18 protein-coding genes are annotated in these 23,797 nt (G+C 65.1%); 10 read left to right on the top strand and 8 right to left on the bottom strand.

The window, feature by feature from the left end; all coding sequences use genetic code 11:
- Positions 1–87 precede the first annotated feature (87 nt).
- Entirely contained in the window at positions 88–453 is a 366-nt protein-coding gene (locus KA261_10315; protein MBP7698193.1) for a helix-turn-helix transcriptional regulator, read from the bottom strand.
- A 307-nt stretch (positions 454–760) separates the two neighbouring features.
- Between KA261_10315 and KA261_10310 the strand changes: the two genes are divergently transcribed.
- The gene (locus KA261_10310) at positions 761–1,453 is read left to right on the top strand and encodes a heavy-metal-associated domain-containing protein (GenBank protein ID MBP7698192.1); all 693 of its coding nucleotides are present in this window, start codon (positions 761–763) and stop codon (positions 1,451–1,453) included.
- Between the two features lie 211 nt (positions 1,454–1,664).
- The gene (locus KA261_10305) at positions 1,665–4,112 is read left to right on the top strand and encodes a hypothetical protein (protein MBP7698191.1); all 2,448 of its coding nucleotides are present in this window, start codon (positions 1,665–1,667) and stop codon (positions 4,110–4,112) included.
- A 464-nt stretch (positions 4,113–4,576) separates the two neighbouring features.
- On the opposite strand, the gene KA261_10300 is transcribed toward KA261_10305, so the two are convergent.
- On the bottom strand, positions 4,577–6,205 hold the full coding sequence (locus tag KA261_10300) for a PKD domain-containing protein (protein MBP7698190.1): 1,629 nt from the start codon (positions 6,203–6,205) through the stop codon (positions 4,577–4,579).
- Between the two features lie 625 nt (positions 6,206–6,830).
- Between KA261_10300 and KA261_10295 the strand changes: the two genes are divergently transcribed.
- Positions 6,831–7,799, top strand: a complete 969-nt coding sequence (locus tag KA261_10295; protein ID MBP7698189.1) for a hypothetical protein — start codon at positions 6,831–6,833, stop codon at positions 7,797–7,799.
- Between the two features lie 30 nt (positions 7,800–7,829).
- Here KA261_10295 and KA261_10290 read toward each other — a convergent pair whose 3' ends face one another.
- The gene (locus KA261_10290; GenBank protein MBP7698188.1) at positions 7,830–8,477 is read right to left on the bottom strand and encodes a DUF3365 domain-containing protein; all 648 of its coding nucleotides are present in this window, start codon (positions 8,475–8,477) and stop codon (positions 7,830–7,832) included.
- 266 nt (positions 8,478–8,743) lie between these two features.
- Positions 8,744–11,359: a patatin-like phospholipase family protein gene (locus KA261_10285; protein ID MBP7698187.1), complete on the bottom strand. Its 2,616-nt coding sequence runs from the start codon at positions 11,357–11,359 to the stop codon at positions 8,744–8,746.
- A 65-nt stretch (positions 11,360–11,424) separates the two neighbouring features.
- On the opposite strand from KA261_10285, the gene KA261_10280 reads away from it, so the two are divergent.
- The 3 genes from KA261_10280 to KA261_10270 are packed head-to-tail and all read left to right on the top strand — an operon-like array spanning position 11,425 to position 15,693.
- The gene (locus KA261_10280; GenBank protein ID MBP7698186.1) at positions 11,425–12,213 is read left to right on the top strand and encodes an RNA methyltransferase; all 789 of its coding nucleotides are present in this window, start codon (positions 11,425–11,427) and stop codon (positions 12,211–12,213) included.
- Positions 12,197–13,276 (top strand): hypothetical protein, encoded by a 1,080-nt coding sequence (locus KA261_10275; protein ID MBP7698185.1) that lies wholly within the window; start codon positions 12,197–12,199, stop codon positions 13,274–13,276. Before KA261_10280 ends, KA261_10275 begins: the two co-directional genes overlap by 17 nt.
- Complete coding sequence (locus KA261_10270; GenBank protein MBP7698184.1) at positions 13,276–15,693, top strand: S49 family peptidase; 2,418 nt, start codon at positions 13,276–13,278, stop codon at positions 15,691–15,693. The genes KA261_10275 and KA261_10270 overlap by 1 nt, the downstream gene beginning before the upstream one ends.
- A 60-nt stretch (positions 15,694–15,753) precedes the next feature.
- Here the strand turns inward: KA261_10270 and KA261_10265 are convergent, their stop codons facing one another.
- The 3 genes from KA261_10265 to KA261_10255 are packed head-to-tail and all read right to left on the bottom strand — an operon-like array spanning position 15,754 to position 18,630.
- Positions 15,754–17,400 carry a hypothetical protein gene (locus tag KA261_10265; protein MBP7698183.1) on the bottom strand — a complete coding sequence of 549 codons (1,647 nt, stop codon included), beginning with the start codon at positions 17,398–17,400 and terminating at the stop codon, positions 15,754–15,756.
- Positions 17,401–17,416: 16 nt separating this feature from the next.
- Positions 17,417–18,253 (bottom strand): hypothetical protein, encoded by an 837-nt coding sequence (locus KA261_10260; protein MBP7698182.1) that lies wholly within the window; start codon positions 18,251–18,253, stop codon positions 17,417–17,419.
- Between the two features lie 11 nt (positions 18,254–18,264).
- Entirely contained in the window at positions 18,265–18,630 is a 366-nt protein-coding gene (locus KA261_10255) for a type II secretion system protein (protein ID MBP7698181.1), read from the bottom strand.
- A 337-nt stretch (positions 18,631–18,967) separates the two neighbouring features.
- On the opposite strand from KA261_10255, the gene KA261_10250 reads away from it, so the two are divergent.
- From KA261_10250 to KA261_10240, 3 genes are all read left to right on the top strand, one after another.
- Complete coding sequence (locus KA261_10250; protein ID MBP7698180.1) at positions 18,968–20,398, top strand: aldehyde dehydrogenase family protein; 1,431 nt, start codon at positions 18,968–18,970, stop codon at positions 20,396–20,398.
- A 4-nt stretch (positions 20,399–20,402) separates the two neighbouring features.
- On the top strand, positions 20,403–20,813 hold the full coding sequence (locus KA261_10245; GenBank protein MBP7698179.1) for a RidA family protein: 411 nt from the start codon (positions 20,403–20,405) through the stop codon (positions 20,811–20,813).
- 78 nt (positions 20,814–20,891) lie between these two features.
- Positions 20,892–21,251 carry an SH3 domain-containing protein gene (locus tag KA261_10240; GenBank protein MBP7698178.1) on the top strand — a complete coding sequence of 120 codons (360 nt, stop codon included), beginning with the start codon at positions 20,892–20,894 and terminating at the stop codon, positions 21,249–21,251.
- A gap of 63 nt (positions 21,252–21,314) precedes the next feature.
- Here the strand turns inward: KA261_10240 and KA261_10235 are convergent, their stop codons facing one another.
- Positions 21,315–22,337 (bottom strand): hypothetical protein, encoded by a 1,023-nt coding sequence (locus tag KA261_10235; GenBank protein MBP7698177.1) that lies wholly within the window; start codon positions 22,335–22,337, stop codon positions 21,315–21,317.
- Between the two features lie 462 nt (positions 22,338–22,799).
- Between KA261_10235 and KA261_10230 the strand changes: the two genes are divergently transcribed.
- Entirely contained in the window at positions 22,800–23,651 is an 852-nt protein-coding gene (locus tag KA261_10230; GenBank protein ID MBP7698176.1) for a deoxyribonuclease IV, read from the top strand.
- Positions 23,652–23,797 lie beyond the last annotated feature (146 nt).

The following is a 23,797-nucleotide window of genomic DNA, read 5'->3' as shown; positions in this document are numbered from 1 at the left end:
CGAATTTCCCGCCCGATGAGAATTGGTGTATCTGGCGGTCACTGAGCCTGCCCGAACCGCGGGGGAGAAGCGGCGGGAAATGCTCTGTCAGATCTCCGCACCGCGCTCGCCGCCGGCATCGCCGCCCCGGCAGTGCTCCTTCAGCCGCTGCCTATCCTCCCCGAAGGGCGGCTCGGCCGCGAGGCGGGGGAGAAGCTCCGCAATCGCCGTCCCCACCGCCGTCTCCGGGTGGGCCAGGCGGTAGTGCACCCGTTTCCCCGCCCGGCGGTCTTCCACCCAGCCGAGCAGTTTCAGCCGGGCGAGGTGCCGCGACACGGTCGGTTGCGGCAGCCCCAGAGTTGCAGCCAGATCGCCCACGCACAGCTCCCCCGCTGTCAGCAGCACGAGCAGCCGCAACCGGGTCGGGTCGGCCAGGGCTTTGAACTGGTCGTGCGGTGATATATTAATATTCATATATCCGCATATAAGTGAAATGACCTTGTGCGATCAAGGTTTTTCTTCCGGTAACCGATTGAAGATAAAGACGATGGCAATAAGGGACTGAAATAGTACGCTTTTTTCTGAAACCATCCCCCGGTCTGGGGTGTTAAACCGACATACCGATAGGTGGGATAGCCGATGCCGATGACGCCAATACAACACATCATCGCCCAAAAATATCCACAAACCGGTAATCGCGCTTGACTGGCCGGATAAAAAAACGTATACTGTACCATAAAACCTGAACCGCTGATGTACCCGTGTGAAGAGGAGTAACACCATGAGAAAAGTATTCACCGTCGCCCTCGTTCTGGCGGTCGCCATGATGTTTGCCGGCGCCGCAGCTTATGCCGATGGCTCCTGTGCCGTCAAGAAGACCGCGGAATCCGCCTCGGCCAAGTCGGCCTGCACGGCGGGCAAGACTGCCGAAGCCAAGATGACCTCGGCTGAGAATGCCGGCTGCTCCGGCCACAAGACCGGGGAGACGGCGATGACCGCGGCCGGCAGTTGCGCCAACGCCAAGTTCATGGCCGGCTGCGATCCGTCGTTCTGCACTCCCGAGGACTGCGCGGCCTGGGGCAAGATGTGTCAGGCCCACGGCGAGAACGCCGAAGTCCGCATGATGTCGGTCAAGGGCATGACCTGCACCGGCTGCGAGAACTCCATCAAGGCCGCCCTCGAGAAGGCGCCGGGTGTCCTCGAAGTCGCGAAGGTTGACCACAAGCGCGGCCTCGCCGTCGTCATCGTCGACAAGACCATGGCGAAGAACGACGACATGACCACCCTCGTGACCAACAAGGGTTACGAAGCTCAGATCATCCCGGCCGTCGCCACGACCGGCACCGCCGCTCCGGCGGCGAAGGTTTCCGACGGCGCGAAGAAGTCGTGCGCCGCGACCTGCGCCAAGCCGTGCGACAAGGCCAAGTCGACCGAGACCAAGGCGGGCGACAAGTCGACCTCGACCCCGCACTGATCACGGCCTCAGGCTTATAGACTGAACCCGAACGGCGGGAGCGATCGCTCCCGCCGTTTTCACGTGGCCTCTGCTCCCGCGCGCGCCGGTTTCCGCCCCTGCTCCTCGGCATTCTCCTTGACCAAATACTCCATTTTTGGCATCTTATTCCCGTTGACGTAGGGAGTTCAAATCGCCGGCCGCCCGGCCGCATAGACGCCGGAGTGTTTCCATGAAGTACACATTTGTTTCTCTCGCCCTCTGCCTGATTTTCGCAGGTTCGATCCTTGCCGAAGATCCCTTGCCGACTCAACCGCGAGGCAAAAGCATACGTGAGTACCTCACCCCCGACGGCCGGTTCGACCTCGACGCCGCTCGGCGCTCCGGCTACGAGGGCCCGCTTGATATCGAAGGCTTCCGCTCCGGCATCGACCCCGCCACCCGCGCGCCGCTGTTTCAGCCTGCCTCTCCCGCTTTCCCTGCCGACCACCCCGATGACATCTTCTGGGACAACAGCATTTCCCCCTCCATTCCCGGTGTTGACAGCGCCGTACGTGCAGCTATTGTCTACGATGGAAATCTCGTTGTTGGAGGTTCGTTTCAGGCCGCTGGTGATGTGGTGGCCTCCTACATCGCCTCCTGGAATGGTTCGGCGTGGTCCTCCCTCGGTTCGGGGATGAATAACTCCGTCTATGCCCTGACCGTACACAACGGCGACCTGATCGCGGGGGGAACCTTCACCACGGCGGGCGGGGCTAGTGCCAATCGCATCGCCTCCTGGGACGGTTCAGCGTGGTCCTCCCTCGGTTCAGGCATGAATGACTACGTCTTGGCCCTGACCGTGTACGACGGCGGCCTGATCGCGGGGGGAGATTTCACGATGGCAGGCGGAACCAGCGCCAATCGCATCGCCTCCTGGGACGGTTCAGCGTGGTCCTCCCTCGGTTCGGGCATGAGCGACTGGGTTCACGCCCTGACCGTATACGACGGCAACCTGATCGCGGGGGGAGAGTTCACGATGGCGGGGGGAACCAGCGCCAAGGGCATCGCCTCCTGGAACGGTTCGGCGTGGTCCTCCCTCGGTTCGGGGATGAATGGCTTCGTCCGTGCCCTGACCGTGTACGACGGCAGCCTGATCGCGGCGGGCTATTTCACGACGGCGGGCGGGACCAGCGCCGGCAGCATCGCCTCCTGGAACGGTTCGGTGTGGTCCCCCCTCGGTTCGGGTATAAATTACGAGGTCCGTGCCCTGACCGTCTACGACGGCAACCTGATCGCCGGGGGATATTTCGTAGTGGCGGGGGGAACCAGCGCCTACTGCATCGCCTCCTGGAACGGTTCGTCGTGGTCCCCCCTCGGTTCGGGGATGAATGACTACATCGGTACCCTGACCGTCTACGACGGCGACCTGATCGCCGGGGGATATTTCGCAACGGCGGGCGGAACCAACGCCAACTTCATTGCCTCCTGGAACGGTTCGTCGTGGTCCTCCCTCGGTTCGGGGATGGATTACGGGGTCTATGCCCTGACCGTGTACGGCGGCAACCTCATGGCGGGAGGATGGTTTAGCACGGCGGCCGGAACGAGTGCCAACTACATCGCCTCCTGGAACGGTTCGGCGTGGTCTTCCCTCGATTCGGGCATGAATGACTACGTCGAGGCCCTGACCGTGTACGACGGCAACCTGATCGCCGGGGGCCATTTCGACACCGCGGGCGGTACCAGCGCCAACTTCATTGCCTCCTGGGACGGCTCGGCGTGGTCCTCCCTCGGTTCGGGGATGGGTTACTACGGCTACGTCAATGGCCTGACCGTGTACGACGGCAACCTGATCGCGGGGGGATATTTCACCACGGCGGGCGGGACCAGCGCCGGTAGCATCGCTTCTTGGGACGGCTCGGCGTGGTCCTCCCTCGGTTCGGGCATGAGTGACTACGACAGCTACGTCTACGCCCTGACCGTATACGACGGCAACCTGATCGCGGGGGGATATTTCACCACGGCGGGCGGGACCACCGCCAACCACATCGCCTCCTGGGACGGTTCGGCGTGGTCTTCGCTCGGTTCGGGCATGAATGACGCAGTCGAGGCCTTGACCGTGTATGACGGCAACCTGATCGCGGGGGGAGAATTCACAACGGCGGGCGGGACCAGCGCCAGTTACATCGCCTCTTGGGACGGTTCGGCGTGGTCTTCGCTCGGTTCGGGCATGAATGACGCGGTCGAGGCCCTGACCGGGTACGGCGGCAACCTGATCGCGGGGGGCGGGTTCACGACGGCGGGCGGGACCAGCGCCAACCGCATCGCCTCCTGGAACGGTTCGGCGTGGTCTTCGCTCGGTTCGGGGATGAATGGCTACGTCTTGGCCCTGACCGTGTGCGGCGGGGCCCTTATCGCTGGGGGAGATTTCGCTATAGCAGGCAACAAGGTGTCGGGGCATTTGGCTTCCTGGACGAAATGCTGCAATGGAACCAGAGGGAATGTCAACTTCGATGCGGCGGGAGCGGTAACCGTGGCCGACATCACTTTCCTGATCAATCATGTTTTCCGCGGCGGGCCGGAGCCTGACTGCTTTGAGGAGGCGGATGTAACAGCAGACGGGAAGTTGGCGGTCGCGGACATCACGTTCCTCATAGCGTATGTATTCCGCGGCGGACCCGCGCCGGCGGCGTGTCCGTGAGGATGAATAGGGGAGGCGGTTTCCTCGCTCCGTCCCTGAGCTGCCCCACGTGCGACGTCCCGATCCGGGTCGAGGCGGGGGATCTCGATGAGGACAACGATTTCGACCTGGCCGCCCTTGCGACTCGGCCGCCTGCACCTCGCTTTTCTTTAACGGCAGCGACGCTACTTTCTCCGCCGCATAAACGTGGTCTGTTGGCGACTGCCCGCTCGGTATCTGCGTCACCGATCTGACCGGCGACAGCACTCCTGACCTCGCTGTCACGGGCCGCGACACCGACAAGCTCTCCGTCCTCGTTAACCGGATCTGCACCGACACCGAGTTTCCGCGGCGCCAGCGGCGGCGGGGAGTCGCAAATGGACGAGAACGATCGGCGGCGGCGGTTGGGGAAGTGGGGACCTGCGAAAAAGGCGTTTCGCGCTGTCGCATTCGAACGGCGCCGCGGCCCCGAATCCGCGCAATCATCACAAGCAGGGCGGCGGCGGTCCGGTCCCGAACAGGTAGCCGACGAGGGAAGTCAGATCGACGACGTTGACCGGGAGGAGACCGTCGATGTTGGCGGTGGCCGCCGACGGCGGTTCCGGACCGCCTCTGAACAGGTAGTCGACAAGGTAGATGAGGTCCGCGATATTCGGGCCGTCGCCGTTATAGTTGACGTCTCCGGTGCCGCAGATTTCCAGCTCTCCGGGGAGAAGGATCGGAACCACGGGACCCTGCGGGCAGGAGAGAAGCGGCTCATAACCGCCGTATGACAGGATGGCAATGGGGTTGGTCTGCCCGTGGTAACCTGAAGAGCACGTAAAGTAGATGCTGAGCAGAGCCCCGGTGTCGGGAAGAATCTCCTGTCCCGGCGGCGGATTGACCTCGTAGGTGGCGCACCTGTTCGAGGGATCGCAGTGGAGGAAACCGTGGTTCGCGATATCGGCCGTTCGCAGGCCGGCTGTCGACACGGAGTCGAGGCTCATGCTCAGGGGGCCGTTCCAGTCGAACGGTATCCTGATGCGATCCACGGGCTGCGTGTTTCTCGCACCGATGTCGAATCTGACCGATTCCTCAACCCGTCCCAGTCCGCCGGGGACAATCAGCGTGTCCGCCTGCGCCCATATGTAGTCGCTCCGGGTTCGGGTGAAAGCGCCGTGGGCGGTCACAATTGTGACTGAGACATCGTGCCGCCCCGGTCCCGTATACGTGTGGCTGGGATGCGGCACATCGGCCGAGTCGCCGTCGCCGAAACTCCAGGACCAGCTCAGGACATCCTCAAGCGTTTCCGAAGTGAACTGTACATCGAGCGGAACAGGTCCGGAGGCGACATCGGCCTCGAAACTGACCGAGACGATCCAGGACTCCAAACGATCCCGCAACCAACAGTGCATGCGGCCTGTCTGCTGCCGCGAGAACTCGTACCGACACCACAGGGGAGCGTAGCTCATGTGATTCTGCGGCTGAGTCGGTCCCCAGGCGATGTCCGTGCACGGGTCGGTCCCGGAGGGCGGGAGGCAGTAGTAGTTTTCGGGAGTGGGGTCGGTGTCGGAGCAGAAATCCCCGACCCAGTCGTTGGTCAGTTGTTGAGGAGACTCGTAGCAGACTCCGCACGGCTCCACCTCTTCGACCCCGTAGAAGGTGTGGTAGAGCCCCAGGGCGTGGCCCATCTCGTGGGTGAGGGTGCCGTCGTCATCGGGAGGCATGTGATTGCTGGCCATGAAGATACCGCCTCGCGGCCCCTCGGCGCCGGGCTCCCAGGGGTACGTTCCCCAAGAGAAGCTCTGGCCGTCGATGTCGACTCCGGTCACGAAGATGTTGCACTGGTACTCCGGATCCAACGCGTAGGTCTCCTTCATGAGGTTGCACTCGTCCCAGGAGTCGAGCACCCGAAACTGCGATGATGAAATAAACCGGTAATCGTAGCGGAACTGGATGCGGTAGGGCAGGAAGTCTGCGTTCATTGCAGCGACGGCGACGGCAAGATTGTCGGCGGAAAGCGACGGGTTGGCCCCATCGTCCCCGGTTATGATATGGAAGAACACGGCAATGGTAGTGATCGGCTGCCCGGGTGCGGGGATCCACGAATTGCGCACTTTCGGGCTGTCACACACACCCTCAGGCGGGCACATGAACCCCGCCGTTTTCCGCCCATACTGCCAATCATACCAGAATTGCGTGAGGCACCGGTGATCGTCGCGTTTCGGACCAGAGGGATTCCCGGGCCTGGCCGACTGCGCGTCGGTACTCACTGTGGTCAGACAGAACAGGATAACCGCACAGAACGCACTACGCATCAACGACTTCCGTTCTCGCTCGTTTCCGGATCTGCGATCCACTGTGGCCTTTCCTTGCCTGATTTATTCACAGGCCGGCCGCCTGAACATTGAGTCAGAGAAGGCTTCCACAGGTTATTTATCCAAAAACGTGGGCTTGGTTGCTGTATATCAAAGCCGAAAACAAATCCGCAGGAAATGCGAAATTGGGCAGCGGCAGGCAAGGCCTCAGACGAGTCGGATTCGATCTGTTCAGCGTCCCCTGCTGCCTTTGCCCATAGGCCGGAAACCCTCAGCCTCCGGCAAATGACGGCATAGCTCAGGCGTCTCCGCCGACAAGCTCTAACTTCATAGCCCGCAATGCAGGCCTTTCGGGCGCCACCGGCGCAGCACTCGGCCCCGCCGATACTTACAGTAGCGTCCCGACTCTCCGTATTATATCTTGCCGCCGATGGTGCACCTTATGAAGACAACCGCGCTCCGTTTCGCCCTCAGCCTCGCGCTCGCCCTGGCCGCGGCCTCCGGCGGCCGTGCCGCCAAGTACGCCGGCGAACCCTTCACGCTCGGCGCCGGTGCCCGCGGCCTCGCCCTCGGCGGCGCCGTGGCGGCCGGCCCGTTCGATGCCACGGCCGCCTACTGGAATCCGGCCGGCATGGCCCGCCTCGACGGTCACTATCTCACCGCAATGCACGCGGAAACCTTCGGCTCGCTGCTCAACCATGACTATGTCGGATTCACCAGTGCTTCCGCGGACTCTGCCTCCCCGATCCGGACGTATGGTTTCTACGTCTACTATCTCGGCGGGGGGGGCATCAAGATCACTCAGCTCGATGAGTTTAACTATCCCTACGTGGTCGAGGAGGAGAGCCACGCCGACATCCTGATCGGCGCCGCCCTCGCCGGCCGTCTCGCCGACCGCCTCGATTTCGGCCTCACGGCCAAGATCATCTACCGCGACATCGGCGTGAAGTCCGGCCAGGGTCTCACGGTCGATGCCGGTCTGCTCTACCGGGCCGCCGCGTGGGCCGATGTCGGGGTGATGGTCACCGACGTCACCACCGGTTTCATCCGCTATGGCGGCGACACGCTCGCGGGGGCGAACACCGAGTCGATTTACCCGACGGTCAAGCCCGGCCTGCGGCTCGAGCGGCGCTACCGCGAGTTCACGGGGCGGTTCATGATGAGCGGGGATGTGAAATTCGAAAGCCTCGAGGCGGCCGCCCAGTACTGGAGCGGCCCGCTCTCGCTGGACACCCACTTCGGCTGGGAAATCGGTTACCGCGAGCTGCTGTTCGGCCGCGCCGGCTTTGACATCGGCCGGTTCACGGCCGGCGGCGGCGTCGATGTCCGCCACGTCACGATCGATTTCGCCTACCTCCGCCAGACCGATTTCGACGATACTTTCCGGGTCAGCGCCGCGTATCGTTTTTAGCCGGCCCGCCCCGGCCGTCGCACCTGGCTCCTAGCGGGCGGTGCCGGTCGTATCTCTCGATGCCTGCACGAGGCGCTCGGCCTCCGCCCGGGCCGCCGGCCAGGCCATGGCGACCACAAACATCCCGCGGAGCTCTCCAACCGCGTACCCGGTCGCCTGATCCCCAGGGTAGACCTCCGCGAGTCGCTCCGCAACGCCGGCGGCGAGTTGGTCCGGCGTTCCGTGGCACGAGAGGCACAGCCCGCCGATCCGGATCGGCCGGTAGTAGACGAAGCTGGAGTCGCCGCGCTCGTCGGCCAGCCATTCGGTGAGAGCTTGGTCGGCCAGGGCGGTGTCGCTGAATTTCGCCAGGGCCGCGCGCTGGCGGTCATCGGCGGCTTGCTCCGGGCGGCGCGGCCGGTCGGATACCCGGGCGATTGACCATGCCCCCACCCGGCTGTGCTGCGCGGCAATCTCGGGCGCCCGCGTGCGGCAGACCTCAATCGCGGCCGCCGCCCCACCCGTGTTCATGGCCGCCATCAACTCCCCCCTCAGATCCTGCTGAAACCGGTCGGTCACGAGAGCGGCCGCCTGGGTCAGGGTGGCCGCAAGATCGGGCGCGTCCACCGCCGGGCGGCGCTCGCCGGCGCCGCATCCGAGACCCAGCAGTACGAAAGAAACAATCAGGCTGATTCGCATATCACCTCCGATTTGTCCGGACACCGGGAGAAGCTACACCATCGCGACCGCACAGGCAAACCCTTTGCCGCCCCGCGCGGGCATAGACCCCCCGGCCCGGAGCGCGCCGGGAACTGAACTCCCGATGGCTGTGTTCTACGAGCGGACAGCAGAGAATTCACCCCGACACAGAGAGTGCTTTCGAGCGGCGGCGTGGTGAGAATTGCGGCGCCGACAGGAGGCCGGGACGCGGCAGCCGCGTGACACCAAGGGGGGGCCGTGCGCCCCTAGAAGTCGAACCCCGCCCGCAGGTAGAGCTGCTCGTGGTCGTCCGCGCTCACCCCGTAGCCGATCTCGACCGGCCCGATCGGGGCGTCCAGCGCGAGACTGATGCCCGCGCCGTGCCGCACCGACGACAGCCGGATCTCCTCCAGCGCGTCGTGCACATCACCGACATCGTACCGGAGCGAGAGGTAGAACCGCAGCGGCAGGGCCAGCCGCAACTCCTGGCTGAGCACGAGCATCTGGTCTCCGGCCAACTGGTGCGTCCGGTAGCCGGCCAGGGAGTGCATGCCGCCCAGGTAGAATTTCTCCGACCAGGGCAGGGCCGGGCGCGAGAGCCCGGCCGCGGCCCGGGGATGATAGGTGAGCCAACCGCACAGCGGGAAGTACGCTTCGAGCGACCCCGAAAACCGCGTATACTCGGCATCGCCGCCGACCAGTTTCCCCGCCTGCTGCAACTGGAGGTAGATGCGCTCGCCGGTGCGCGGGAACGGTACCCGGTCGAGCGTCTCGATCATCGACTCGATTTCGAGGATGCGCAGGCCGAAATCGCTCTCGACCGAGCCGTCCGGCTCGTGCGAGTACTCGACCTGCTCCACCACCAGGCCGGCCGTGACCGTCCCCAGCCGGGCGATCTGCTGGCCCAGACGGATCTCGATGCCGGCCTTCGACTCCCGGCGCGCGCCGATCAGCGAGTCATCGGCATCGTACAGGTGGCGGTCCAGGAGGGTACGGTACCCGCTGATCGTGCTCGTGAGGTAGGTCTTGAATATGCGGTCGGCGCGCAACCCGACATGATAGTCCTGCCGGTCGGGGGAGTAGCGCGCGTGCACCAGCCCCTCCACCCCGATCCCGCCGAGGTTGTCGTCGGCCAGTTCGATGAATTCCTCCGACTCGTACTCGTCGTCCCAGTGCCAGCCCAGCCGCACCTGCGGGTAGGCCTTTTCCTCCACGCCGATGACTACGACCGGCCGCCCGCCGGAGGGGCGGATGTCGATGGTGACCCGGTCGAAGAGATCGGTGCCGTAGATGTTCTTGAGTCCCGCGGCGGCCTGCGCCGTCGAATAGGGCTCCCCCGATCGCAGCGGGCAGTGGGCGCGCACGTACCAGGGGCGGGTGCGCCGCACGCCGTCCACCGCGATATCCCGCACCAGCGCTTCGTCGATCACGATCGTGATGCGCGCCCGGTCGGGATCGACAGACGTCCGGCGGATGCAGGCGAGGTCCCAGCCTGCGGCGGCGTACCGGCCGAGGATGCGGTCGAGGCCGCGCCGAAGGCTGGCCGGCGTCACCGCCGAATCGCCAAGCGCCAGGGTTTCCTCCATGTCGCTGTCGTCGAAACGGGTGTTGCCGAAGAAGAGGAAGGCCGCGGCACCGGGCGCGAAATTGGCGAATCCATTGAGGCGAAGCTCAACTGCCTCCCCCGGCGCGCCGCCGCCCGTCGCCGGCTCCAGCACGGCCTCCAGACGGAACAGGTCGAGAGCGCGCACCAGCCGCTTCAGTTCCCGGATAAGCCCGGCGCGGGTGAACGGGCGATTCAGGAGCGCATCCCGAAAGATCGCCTGGGCCTCCGGGCTGAAGGTCGCCGCGGCCACGCTCGCGACTGTAAACTCAGTGTGGTCAACCCGCTGCTCCAGCAGGCGCCGGAGACTGTCGGCCGCCGCCAGGGCGGCCCGGTAGCCGAGCGCGATGAGGCTGTCGCTGAACCGGTAGTCCGTCGATTGAATGCCGGGCGGCGCCGGCTCGAGGACGAAATTCGCCTCGTCGAGCGACTCCCGCAGCCGCTGCGCCGTCATGATCGTCGTCGCCTGGTCGGCGATGTCGAGCGGCGTCACCAGCTCCTCCCGGCTCCGCAGCGTGCTCGCCGTGTTCACCGCCACCACGAAATCGGTGGAGTCGGACAGATCGCGCACCACGTCGACCGGCACCGGATCCACCATGCCCCCGTCCATGAGAAACTTGCCGTCGATCTCCAGGCCGGTGAAAGCCAGCGGGAACGCCATGGTCGCCCGCATGGCGTCGGCAAGCGAGCCGCTCCGCAGCACCTCCTGCTGACCGCTGATGATGTCGGTGCTGACGGCCGCGTAGGGCACGCGCAGGCGGCTGAAGTCCCCGTCGGACCGGTACGTCGCCTGGGTCGTCAGCTCCGTCAGGACGTTCGTGAGGTACTGGGCCGAGGTGAGCGCCTGCGGGATTTGCGGCCGCAGGCCCTCGAAGCGCAGCCTGATCAGGTCGCGCCCGTGTTCGCGCCGCCGCGTCTGCAGCATGGTCGCGCGGGGCGGGGTGTTCTGGAAGAGCGCGGCGAAATCAAGCCCGTGCACGATTTCCTCGAGCTCGGCCGGGCTGTAGCCGGCGGCGTAAAGCCCGCCGACGACCCCGCCCATGGAGGTGCCGGCGATGGCGACCACCCGGATACCCGTTTCTTCGAATGCCCGCAGCGCGCCGATCCCGGCCAGCCCGCGAATGCCCCCGCCCGAGAGCGCCAGGAGCACCGGGTAACCCGCCTCCTCCGCCCACGGATCAAGGCCGTCGAGCCCGCCGATAATGATCGGACGGTTCTCGGCGTGCAGCAGGGACACCAGAAGCAGACTGCACAGGAGCGTCAACGCGGGAGTTTTCACTTGCCAAGCCTAACGGGTCGTCAATTCCTTATCGGGGCGGCGATACGTGTCACCGCCAATAAAATATGCAGGTCACCGGCACGGAATTAAAAAATCTGCAGGCGCTCCTGACCAAGAAGGGGCGGCGGCGTCAGGGACGCTTCCTCGCCGAGGGGATCCGCCTGCTCGAGGAGTCGCTGCGTCACTCGTTTCGGCCGGATGAAGTGTTCTACGCGCCCGCCGACCTCAGCGCGCGCGGCCGCGAACTGGCGGCGCGCTTTCGCGCCGCCCGGGTTCCCTGCCGCGAGCTGTCGGTCCGCCAGCTCTCCAAGCTGGCCGACACGCCCGCTCCGCAGGGCATCGTCGGCGTCTTTACCATTCCCCGGATCGACCCGGCCGAACTTTGTGCGCGCCGCCACCGTACCATTCTTGTGTGCGAAAACGTGGCCGATCCGGGCAACCTCGGCACGCTCCTGCGGTCCGCGCTCGCGTTCGGTTTCCGGTTGGTGGTGACGGTCGGGACGACGGCTGAGCCGTTTGCACCCAAAGTTGTGCGTTCGTCGGCCGGGGCCGTCTTCGGCGTCCGGATCGCCGCCGCCGACTGCGACACCCTCGCGCGTCTGGTGGCGAGCGAGGGGATCACCCTGCTGGCGGCCGGGCGCGGGGGGACGCAGACGCTGAGCGAATCTCTCCGCCCGGACCCGGCGGCCCGCTACGCGCTCGCGGTGGGGTCGGAGGCGGAGGGCCTGTCCGACCGGATGCGGGCGCTGGCGGCCTGCACCGTCCGCGTGGCCCACGCCCCCGAGGTCGAGTCGCTCAACGCGGCGGTCGCGGGATCAATACTCATGAAAGGGATTTATGACTCGCTCTCATAGCCGACCGGCCCGGCGCGCCGCCTGCGCGCTGTTGGCCGCCGCAGTGGTGGGTATCGGCCCGGCCCGGGCGCAGGAAATTCACGACGCCGGCGAGGGCCGCTTCGCCACCCGCCCGCTGACTGTCGCCGCCCCGCTGGCCCCCGGCGAGAAGCTGCTCGTCCGCTCGGCCGCCACGCTGGCCGGAAAGATCACCATCCGCGCTACCGAAACCGACCGGGCCGTCGTCGTCTACACCAAGCAGGCCGTCACCGACTCGCGCTCCCGCGCCGTCGACTACATCGACCTCATCGCTGTCGACATCGGCCGCGTTGCCGACGGCGCCCGGCTCCAGTTGCGCGCGCCCAACCCCGCGCCGTGGAGCGGCGCCGAGTCGGGGAGCGTCGACGCGGAAATCCGCGTTCCTGAAAACGTCTTCGTCGATATCGACGCGCTCTATTTTGACGTCACGGCCGAGGGTCCGTTCAGCGGGGTGGTCAACCCGTCGTCGCTCGGGCGCCTGGAGGTCTACCGGGTGCGGGGACCGGTCGACCTCGGCACAGCCAACCGCCGCGTGATTCTCGAGGACGTCGCCGGCGACATTGCCGTCCGGACGAGCAACTCGACCCTCACGGCCTCCGATATCGAGAGCCGGGAGCACCAGGCGGTGTTCCGCAACGACGGCGGGGAGATCCGCATTGAGGGGCTCACCGGCGAAGTCAGCATCCGCAACGATTTCGGCCTCATCGACGTCACCGACTTCCGGCCGCTCGGACGGCGCAATGTGATCCGCGGCCAGTCCGCCCCGATCACGCTCGAGATCGCCGACCTGGGCGAGAGCCAGTTGGTGGTGAGCAACCGGTTCGAGGATGTCGACATCACCGCCGCCGCCGACCTGTCGGCGGTGATGTCGCTCGCGGTGGGGGAGAGCGGCCGGATCGAAGTGTCCGGTCTGCGGTTCCAGACCGACCTCGTCCAGCGCGACCGCCTCGGATTGGTGGTCGGCGGGGGACAAGGATTCATCAGCAGTTCCATCAGCGGCAGCGGCAACATCTACATTCGTGGCCGAGGCCAGGGAGAGGAATGATGCGGTTTCATCGCTGGACCGCGCTGCTTGCGGCAGCCGCGGCCATCCCGCTCGGGGCGAAGGCGCAGGAAGTGCCTTTTCCCGACGACGTGTTCTACTATGCGCCCGCGGCCACCGCGTTCGGCCCCGAAGCGGTTTGGGTCAACCCGGCCGTCCTCGGCCCCTACAAACCCGCCACCGTCGCTTTCATGGGCGACCTCGCCGAGGGTTCGGTTCTGAAAAACTGGGGCACCGTCATCACGCGACGGGGATTCGGACTGGCTTACCGGCGCATTGACAGCGACGCCGGGGAGGATTTCAAGGAATACGCGCTCGCCGGCGGCCTGTCGCTCGGTTCCTCGCTCTCGGTGGGGGGTTCCTACCGGTACTTTCCGTCCGGCCCCAGTCCCTACGATCACCGCCACTACTGGAACATCGGCCTCACCTCGCGCGGCAATAGCCCCTTCGCCGTGGGCGCGGTCTGGTCGAACCTGAACCGGTCCGAGCTTGAGGGCGAGGACACCCGCGTCATCCAGCGCTATTCGCTCGGCTACCGGCCGCAGGGGGCGACGGTTACGCTTGCGGTCGACGCCCTCTCGTCGGCCGCCGCCGCCGAGGATGACTGGACCTACATCTACCACGCGCAAGTCATCCCCGCCACCGGCCTCTCCATCGAGGCGTTCGTCGACTCCGACGGCAACTTCGAGATCGGCGCGCGGGCCAACCTGCTGGAGTATTTCGTCGGGACGCAGAGCCACTTCGATTCCGACGCCGGCCATCGTTTCAGCCACCTCGTCGTGGGGGCCACCGATTCGCGCCAGCCGTCGCTGATCCGCGGGTCGGCGCGCCGTCTGTCCGTGTCCGTGAGCGGGGCTGCCGACGAGAACCCGGTGCAGACATTCTTCGGCGCGCGGCGTCCCGCCTTCGCCGATCTCGTGCTCGGCATCTACCGGGCGGCCGGCGACCCGGGCGTGGGGGAGATGGTGCTCCATCTGGACAACCTCCGCCTCACCCTCGCCCAGGCCCAGGAAATGCGCGAGGCCATGGCGTGGTTCCGGGCGCAGGGGAAAAGCATCGTCAGCCACCTCACCGGACCGAACAACATCGCCTACTACGTCGCCTGCGCCGGCGACTCGATCCTCATCCCGCCGGTCAGCGACCTCGACCTCATCGGCCTCCGGGCCGAACTGACTTTCTTTGCCGGGACGATGGAGAAGCTCGGCGTGGCCGCGGACATGGTACGTATCGGCGACTACAAGACCGCCCCGGAGGCGTACACGATGCGGACGCCGTCGGAGGCAAACCGGGAGATGACCAACCGGCTGCTCGATGACCTCTACGCCCAGTTCGTGGGCGGCCTGGCGGAGGGGCGCGGCATGGACCCGGAGGCCATGCGCGGCCTGATCGACAGCGGGCCCTACACCTCGACTGAGGCCCTCGACCTCGGCCTGGTCGACGGGCTCACCTATCGGGACCGCTTGGTCCCCGACAAGTTTCTCAGTCCGCTGCCGGAAATCAGTTTCCGCGCCTACCGGGCCGACACGCTGATGAACGACGGTTGGCCGCCGCTGCCCGAAATCGCCGTCGTGTACGCCGACGGGGAAATCCAGCCCGAGGGGGCTGCGGATCCCAGCCCGCTCTCGGGCCGCGGCCGCGAGGTGACCCCGGCGCTCATGGAGAGCGCCTTCGGGCAGGCGCTCGCCAACCCGCAGGTGCAGGGAGTCGTGTTCCGCATCGACTCTCCCGGCGGCTACGCCCTGGCCGGCAACGAGATCTTCCATCGGGCCGAGCTGGCCGCCCGGCAGAAGCCGGTGGTGGTCTCGATGGGTTCGCGGGCCGCCTCCGGCGGGTACTACATCGCCATGGCCGGCAGACACATCTTCGCCGACCCCGCCACCATCACCGGTTCGATCGGCATCTTCGGCGGCAAACCGGTGCTGGCCGGACTCTACGACAAGATCGAGCTGGGCAAAGAGCTGTTCACCCGAGGCCGGCACGCCGGCATGATGACTTCGATGCGCCCGTTCACCGACGAGGAACGGGCCCGCCTCGGCGCCATGCTCGGCGCCTTCTACGACCACTTCGTCGGACTGGTGGCGGAAAACCGCCGCCTTCCCCGCGACAGCATCGACCAGCTCGGCCGCGGCCGGGTGTGGACCGGACAGGCAGGGCGGGAGCACGGTCTGGTCGACGAGCTCGGCGGCCTCAAGCAGGCGCTCGACTACACCGCCTCGCACCTGGGCCTCCGGGAATACCGGGTCGTGCGCTATCCCGAACGCCGGCGGCTGATCGACCTGCCCCAGGTGCCCGTGCTCGGCTGGCTGGGCCGCTGGGCCGGTCTCGTCGGCGAGGAGGTGCGGGCGGCCGCCGCTCCGCTGGCGGATCTCCCGGAGGGCGAGCTCCTGGCCCGCCTCCCCTACGACATCGATATTCGCTGAGGCCGGCAAAAGAAAACCCGCCCGCAGGCGGGTTTTCGGTTTTTCAGTGCGGGTAGCCTTTTAGAAGTCCGCGTCTGCGTACCCGACGTGCTCCTGCTTCCACCCGCTGCGCTGGAACACGCGGATCATTGGCGTTTCCGGAGGCAGCTTGTAGGGATCATCGAGGTCAGTATCGTACAACCAGTCGCGGTTCGGCGGGTCGTAGTAGGTTCCGTTCCACGTGCCAGTAGCCTGTCGGGACGCCCACAGGTTGACGGCCGAGCCCTTCCACCGGAGCGTCTTCCCGTTCCAGGTCTCCAGGAATCGGGGGAGGTTCTCGAATCCGCCGCTGTAATCGCTGGAGGTCGTTTCCACGTTTCCGGTTGCGTAGCAGGCATTGACGACGGTAGTGGTAGCGACCCGCTGAGTTTTGCTGAGCGTGCTCTTGCTGTCATCCCAGGCGGATGACAGGAAGGTGATGGCATCGGCAATGAGGGCCGCCGGTTTCTTGTCAGTCGCATTGTAGTTTCCGACGACATACATAGGATTCTCGCTGACGACCGACAGACCCCCGTCCAACTCATCGGCGTTCTTAATCCGGAGGGCCGGAAAGTCCGAGGTCTGGTCGGAGAAGTAAATCACTCCGTTGGCCGGCCCATAGCCCTCATCATACAGCTTGCCCAGGTCGAGCTCCATGGGGTCCACCCACTTCTTCTCCCGCTGATCGTAGAACTTGTCATCGGAGGAGGAAATGATGTTGCGGGACGTCATGTCGGCCGTGATGTCGGTCCAGATGCCGCCGACCCGCTGGAAAGCCCGGCCGTCGATGAATTTCAGGGTCGCCTTGTTCTCATAGGAATCCACGTTGCCGGCGGCCCGCTCGATCAATCTGTGCGGATCGCCGCCCGCCTCCTGCGAGAGCGGCAGATTGAGCGACTCCTGGCCGTGGGCGGCATCCTGCACCCGCCCCTGCCAGCGCCCCACCGATGAATCATACCACTGCGGGTCGCCCGCATCCAGCCAACCCGATCCCTGCTTCATCGAGACAAAGGCCCCGGACGCGCTCTTGATCTGAACATCGCCGTACCCGGCGCTGCCGGGACCTTTGCGGCCGTGGCGAATGTCCCCCGCCGCGGTCACGTAGCTGTTCATGCGGAGCGTGTTGTTCGACTGCAGGTACATGTTGCCGTTGGAGTGTACGCGGCCGATCAGGTTCATCTCCGGACCGGGCGCGATTTCCAGATCGTTGTCGTAGAACACGGCAAACTGAAAGAGGGGAACCAGGGCCACCTCAAACGATTGCGACAACGTCACCTTCGCGCCGTCCTGAAGATTCTCCGCCTCCGAGGTGATGGTGAAGGACTTCACCAGCGCGTGCAACCCGGCCAGCGTGCCGCTGGTCAAAATGCGCGGAGAGGCCGCACCATCGTCGGCAGTGGTGAAGGTCACCAGGCAGTTGTTCAGGTTGGAGGTGCCGGAGGGGAGTACCGCAGGCGGCAGCCCGGTGCTGTCATACTCGTACCGCATCGCTGCCGCGGCGTCCGCCAGCCCCGCCTCGGCGGCATAGAACGCCTTCATCTCGTGCAGTTCGTTGCCGGCTATCTTCATTTCGTCGTCCGAGGTGGACAAGGCCGCGATGCCGAGCAGCGTCAGCATCACCACCAGGATCAGAGCGATGAAGGTGGCGAAGCCGCGGTGCCCGGCAGTTGTCGGCAGTCGCGTCGTCATAGCGCTTTTCCTCCAACTAGATGCCCACGTTGCGCAGAAAGACGGATGTCGTGAACGTGCGCCGCCGGTAAGCGTCGCTGTGTCCCGTCACCTCCGCCATTTCATGGTCCGGGCGATTTGAGCGGGCCGTAATGCTGATCAGGACCTCGCGCACATCGCTCACCACGACCGGAACATCGACCACAAGGCCGTTCTTCATGCGGTACTGCAGCTGAAGATCCTCTACGTTTTCCGCGAAAACCTGCGGCGTTTGGCCCGGCACCTTGACCGTCAGCGCCGGGTGCTGTGGGTCGGTCGTCGTGTCGACATAGAACGTCACTTGCCTGGCGGTCAGGACCAGCGCATCCTTGGCGTACGCTTTGGACAGAACCATCGTGCCGTGCCTCAAGACCCGTGCGCCGGTCTGCACCTCGCTGAGCGCAAGCCATTCGCCGCCGCCCGAATCGGGTTCGAGGATGTAGACCCACTCACCGGGCTGGAAACAGCCGACATCGGTGGCGCACGTGAGATCCGAGGACGGCGTCGCCATCGCCTCCGCCAGGTAAGTCTCACAGTTGTCCGTGCGGTACCTGATGACAATCGTGTCCGGGTCGGTATTGAACGCCGAAAGCGGCATCATTTCCAGCGGCAAGCCGTGGCCGGTCATGCGAATGTGCCGCGCCAATTCATCGATTGAGGCGCGGGCGTTCTGCTGCACCAGGGTCACGTCATCCTGCGAGATATAGGTACGGTGCTGGGTGATGTAGAGCCCAAACAGCGCGGTCGTGATGACGCCCATGACCACCAAGGCAATCAGCACTTCCAGAAGCGATGTCCCTCGGGCGCCGGAGGTGTGTTCGCGTGTCTGTGCCATAGGCGCACCTCCTAAAGAGAGTCCGAGGTGATGTACGCCGTGAGGGAGTTGGTGCGGCTCCGAGTTCCGGCATCGACCCAGTTGGCGCTGATGTCGACGCGCCGCAGATAGTTGCCGATCGGCGTGCACGTCCAGGAAACATCGACGCCTTCGGCCGATGCCGTCCCGTTCGAGAAGTCGCCTGTGCTCTGTATGTGCTCCAGCCGCTGCTGCATCATTTGCGTGGCCACAGTCGTCTTGTTGGCCCAATGATTGCCGTGAAGAGCCGTCACGCCCATTCCCAGGAGCAACAACAGGGAAGCGCTTATGACTACCATCGCCACCAGGACTTCCAGCAGGGTCAGGCCCCGTTGATCCCGACAGCGTGACATCGGCATCTTATCCCTCCTTTCCGCAACGCTCGCTGACCTAGTTTCAGGCAAAACCGGTGCCGCTGACCAGAAGTGGCGGCCTAAAGCGGGCGCGGCTCTTATCTAACCTGCGGGCAAGATCTTACAGCGGGCCCAGGATCTCCCGCACGTGAATACGAGCTCGCGAGTGTTGCTCGAACTCCCTAATCTGTGGGTCAAGTCCAAGACTTTCCCACCGGCCACAATCGACTTGCGCCCGCCCGGCCGAATCCCTATACAGGAGCACGGTCGGAGCCCCCGGCGCGGCGGCGAATCCCCGCCCGGAGTCCCGAACAGACAGGATATACACACATCGGAGTTGCCCATGGCCAGAACGTATAAGATGTACCTCGGCGGCGAATGGGTCGACCGCGCCGACAAGATCGCGGTCGCCAATCCCTTCAACGATGAGATCGTCGGGGCTGCGGCTTCGGCCTCGGCCGAGGACTACACGCAGGCCATCGAAATCGCGCACCGGACATTCGCCGTCACACGCGATCTCCCTGCATACAAACGCTCGGAAACCTGCCTCGCGGTGGCCAACGGGCTCGAGAAGAACATCGAGCAGTTCACGAAAATGATGTGCCGCGAACTCGGCAAGGCGTACAGAGATTCGCGGGCCGAGGTGAAACGGGCGATCGGCGTCTTCACGGTCGCGGCCGAAGAGGCCAGGCGGATCGGCGGGGAGATCATCGATCTGGACTGGGCGGCGGGGAGCGAGGAGCGCGTCGGCCTGGTGCGGCGGTTCCCCCGGGGGGTGGTCGCCGGGATCGCGCCGTTCAATTTCCCGCTCAATCTGGTGGCCCACAAGATCGCCCCGGCAATCGCCGCCGGCAACACTATCGTCCTCAAACCGGCCAGCAAGACCCCGCTCATCGCCCTCATGCTCGCGGCGCTCATCGACAAGACCGACCACCCCAAGGGCGCCGTCTCGATCCTCCCCGGTTCCTCGGCGGCGGCGGCGCCGCTGCTGGAGGACCGCCGCGTCCGGCTCATCACGTTCACCGGCTCCTCAGCGGTCGGCTGGTGGATCAAGAAACACGCCGCCGAGAAGGAGGTCGTGCTGGAACTCGGCGGTAACGCGGGAGTGGCGGTGGCCGACGATGCCGACCTAGCGTATGCCGTCGAGCGCCTCGCCTACGGCGCCTTCGCGGTCGCCGGGCAATCGTGCATCTCGGTTCAGCGCATTTTTGTGCATGAGGACGTGTACGATGAGTTTGTCCGGCGGTTGAAAGCCCGGGTCAAACGGATCACGGTCGGCGACCCGCTCGACCCGAACGTCGACATGGGGATGATGGTCGACCGGGCGTCGGTGCAGGCGACCCTCGACACCCTCCGCCGGGCGGTCGCCCAGGGAGCGAAAGTGATCGCCGGCGGCAAAGCGCTCTGTGACGGCCGCACGCTCGAGCCGACTCTGCTGGAGAATGTCAAGGCCGACATGGATGTCTGCTCCAAAGAGGCCTTCGCCCCGCTCGCGGTCCTCATGAAGTACCGCGACTTCCACCGTGTGGTCGATGCGATCAACGACTCGGACTACGGCCTGCAGGCCGGCATCTTCACCCAGCGAATCAAGGACATCTGGTACGCTTTCGAGCGGATCGAGGCGGGCGGAGTGGTCGTCAACGACATCCCCACCTACCGCGCCGACCACCAGCCCTACGGCGGGATGAAGAGCTCCGGCGTGGGCCGGGAAGGGGTCCGCTACGCCATCCAGGACCAGACCGAAGTGAAGATTCTCTCGTTGAACCTGAAATAGGGTCATGACGCCGCGATCCGACAATCCCGCACGCCGCCGGGTCTCCTCCGGCTCCCCCTACGAGGAGCCGTTCGGGTTCTGCCGGGCGATCCGGGTCGGCAACGCCATCCATGTGGCGGGCACAGGGCCGATCGCAGCCGATGGCTCCACGGGCGCGCCGGGCGATCCGTACGGGCAGACGATGCGATGCCTCGAGATCATTCGCACCGCTATCGAGCAACTCGGCGGGCGGGCGGCCGATGTGGTGCGCACCCGCATATATGTGACCGACCTCACGCGCCAGGACGAAATCGGCCGCGCCCATGGCGAGTTTTTCCGCGAGATCAACCCGGCCGCCACCATGATCGGCGTGGCCGGCCTTGTCCGCGCCGATTGGTATGTCGAGATCGAAGCCGAGGCTATCGTCGACGAGTGAGCGGGAGCGCGGCAACCGAAGGCCCGCCGGGCGCCGAACACGGCGCCCCGGCGCGCGCGAGAAAGGAGCAACCGCGACATGAAATTCCGCGTCATCAAACACCACCAGGCCGCCGGCGGCCCGTCGCGCGAGCTGGAATCCGGCGAACGCCTCCAGTTCGAACGCCGCCCGAGCGAGTACGAGGGCTGGGTGTGGTGCACCGCTGAGGACGGCGGCGGGGGGTGGGTGCCGGAAACCTGGCTCACGATCACGCAAGACCCCGCGGGCGGCGCGACGGCCGGCTGGTGCTTTCTCAAACGAGACTACAGCCCCGAGGAACTCACCGTCCACCCGGGGGATATCCTCGAGGGCCGCCGCGAGGAGTCGGGCTGGTTGTGGGCGTGCACCGCCGACGGCCGCAAGGGCTGGGTGCCGCGCGACGCCGTCGAACCGGTGTAACCGGATTACCCAGCACGGCGGCGCGGCGTTCGCCGGCCGCGCCTGCCCTGTCCCGCCGCCGGACTACCCGGCCAGCCGGTCAAGCGCCGCGCGGTCAATCGACCACTCGTACCCCTCGCTGGACAGCTCGAATCCCATAGCCCGGTTCACGAGATGGATCGGCTCGTTGACCGCGCGCATCTCGGTCCAGATGTAGCGGCTTTGCGGGAAATCCTCGCCGGTGCGCACAAACAGGGCCGCTTTGAGCCACTTCGAGAGCCCCCGGCCCCGCCAGGCGCGCTCGATTCCGGTCATCGCCTGGTGCCACTCCGTGGGCGGGTCGTCATGGGTCGCCATGTTCGAGTGCCCGATCATCCGGCCCTCCCCGTCGAGCAGCGCCCCGGTGTACAGGTACTGCCCGTTGCGCCGCCGCAGCGCCTCGAATTTGCGCACCTCCGCGCGCGTCATCGTGAATGGCGCCGCCGCCGTTCCCTCGTTGGGCATGTCGGCCAGAAACTGCCCGAACAAGGCGATCCAGGAATCGAGATGCCGTTCGGGGATCTCGGTGAATATCTCGATGCGCAGCGAGGGGAATTGTCGGGGAAACTCCGCCAGCCACTCGTTGATGAGGTCCCGGTTGGCGGTCCGGCGGTCGAGACGGTAGCGGTGGAGCCGGCTGAGAATTCGCCCGCCCCAGGTCTGCCGCAGGCTGTCGAGGTGGGCCTCCGCCGCCATGCAGTGGACCTCGCCACACCGGTTCTCCCGCATCGCGGCGGCAACCAGGCCCGCCGCGCGGGCCGAGAGCGGCGCGACCTCCAGCCCCGGCACGAAGTCGAACACGAGGAACATCACCGGCGGCGCAGTCTCCGAACCCGGCCGGACATGAATACCCAACCAGCCGACAACGGCTGAATCCTTAACGATTACCCACTCGCGGAATCCGTCCCGCAACGCCAGGCGCGCTTCGATGCGTTGCCGAAGCGCCTGGGCGGTGGACGGCGGCACATTCCCGAATCCCCGTGCGTGCATGTTCACGAGGAAACTGTGGAACTGCCGCCAGTGAGTGTCGGTGAATGCGGCCTCGTCGACGGACAGAAATGTGCACATAATCTTCGGTAGCTCCCTGTCAGCACTGGTTATCGGGAGTTAATATGCGGGGAGTGGGGGAGAGCGGCAATTGGGATTCGCACCGCCCCGTGAAAGGATAGGCCGGCACCTTAAGAGCCTTTCGGGGGACGAGATGCGGCGATAGATAAAGGGCAGGGTCGCAACGCGACCCCGCCCCGGTGTGCCCTACTAAGGGATTCGGTCCACCTTGGTTGGGACAGGTCGGTCAAAAGACCGATAGTAGTGTACACCGCCATTGTGTCATATTCTGTCACTTCAAAAAAAGATTTTTCACCTATTTTGTGTCTTTTCTCACTCTCGAGCTCTCGTGACTTCGGCGTAACAAATTGATTAATAGCCGCTTATGTCAGATCAGGCTCGCCCGCGGCTTGCGCGTGCCGAAAAAAACCGGTATGTTCATCGGGCGTTTTTCCGACCTGACCATCAACCAGCGAGGGCCACATGCAGTTCGGAGCTCACGAGTCAATTGCCGGCGGCGTCTTCACCGCCATTGAGCGCGGCCACCGGGCCACGTGCGATACGATCCAGATGTTCAACAAATCGAACAACCAGTGGAAAGCCAAAAAACTCACCACCGAAGAGATCGACCTGTTCTTCGCCCGTATCGAAGAAACCGGCGTCACCGCGGCGGTATCGCACTCCTCCTACCTGATCAACATCGCTTCCCCCGATGAAGCCCTCGCCGAGAAATCATACGCCTCGCTCAAAGAGGAAATGGAGCGCTGCCGCACGCTGCGGATCCCGGCTCTCGTGCTCCACCCCGGCTCGCATGTCGGGAGCGGGGAAGAGATCGGGATGCAGCGCGTCGCCCTCTCCATCAACCGTCTCTTTGACGAACTGCCGGACAACACGGTAACGTTGCTCCTGGAGACGACAGCCGGGCAGGGGAGCAATCTCGGCTGCACTTTCGAGCAACTGGCATATATGATCGATCGCGTCGACAACAAGGCTCAGATAGGCGTGTGTCTCGACACCTGCCACATCTTCGCGGCCGGTTACCCGATTGTCGAACCGGCGGACTACCGGAAAACGATGAAGCAGTTCGACGAGGTGATCGGTTGGGAACGCCTGAAAGTGATCCACGCCAACGACAGCCTGAAAGAGCTCGGGTCCAGGCGGGACCGCCACGAGCATATCGGGCGGGGGCATATCGGCCTGAAGGGATTCGGTAACTTCATTAATGACAGGCGGTTAAAGAAAATCCCCATGATCATCGAGACGCCCAAAGGCGATGATCTGACGGAGGATATCGAGAATCTGAAAGTGCTGCGCGGTTTGGTGAAGAAGAAGTAGGACCGGCGCAGCCGGTTCCCCTTCACCACTTAACCGGGCTGCCCCCACTCCGCAACTATCGCAGCAGAAGAGCCCGTGCCTGCGGTCTATCGTCCCAGGCGGTCGCTTTCCCCCTTCGCCCGACCTGTCCCGCGCAACGTGGGCGA

The sequence above is a fragment of the Candidatus Zixiibacteriota bacterium genome (assembly GCA_017999435.1).
Taxonomy (GTDB): Bacteria; Zixibacteria; MSB-5A5; order GN15; family FEB-12; genus JAGNLV01.
The sequence above is the reverse complement of the archived record's forward strand: the minus strand, read 5'-3'. Positions and strand labels throughout refer to the sequence as shown.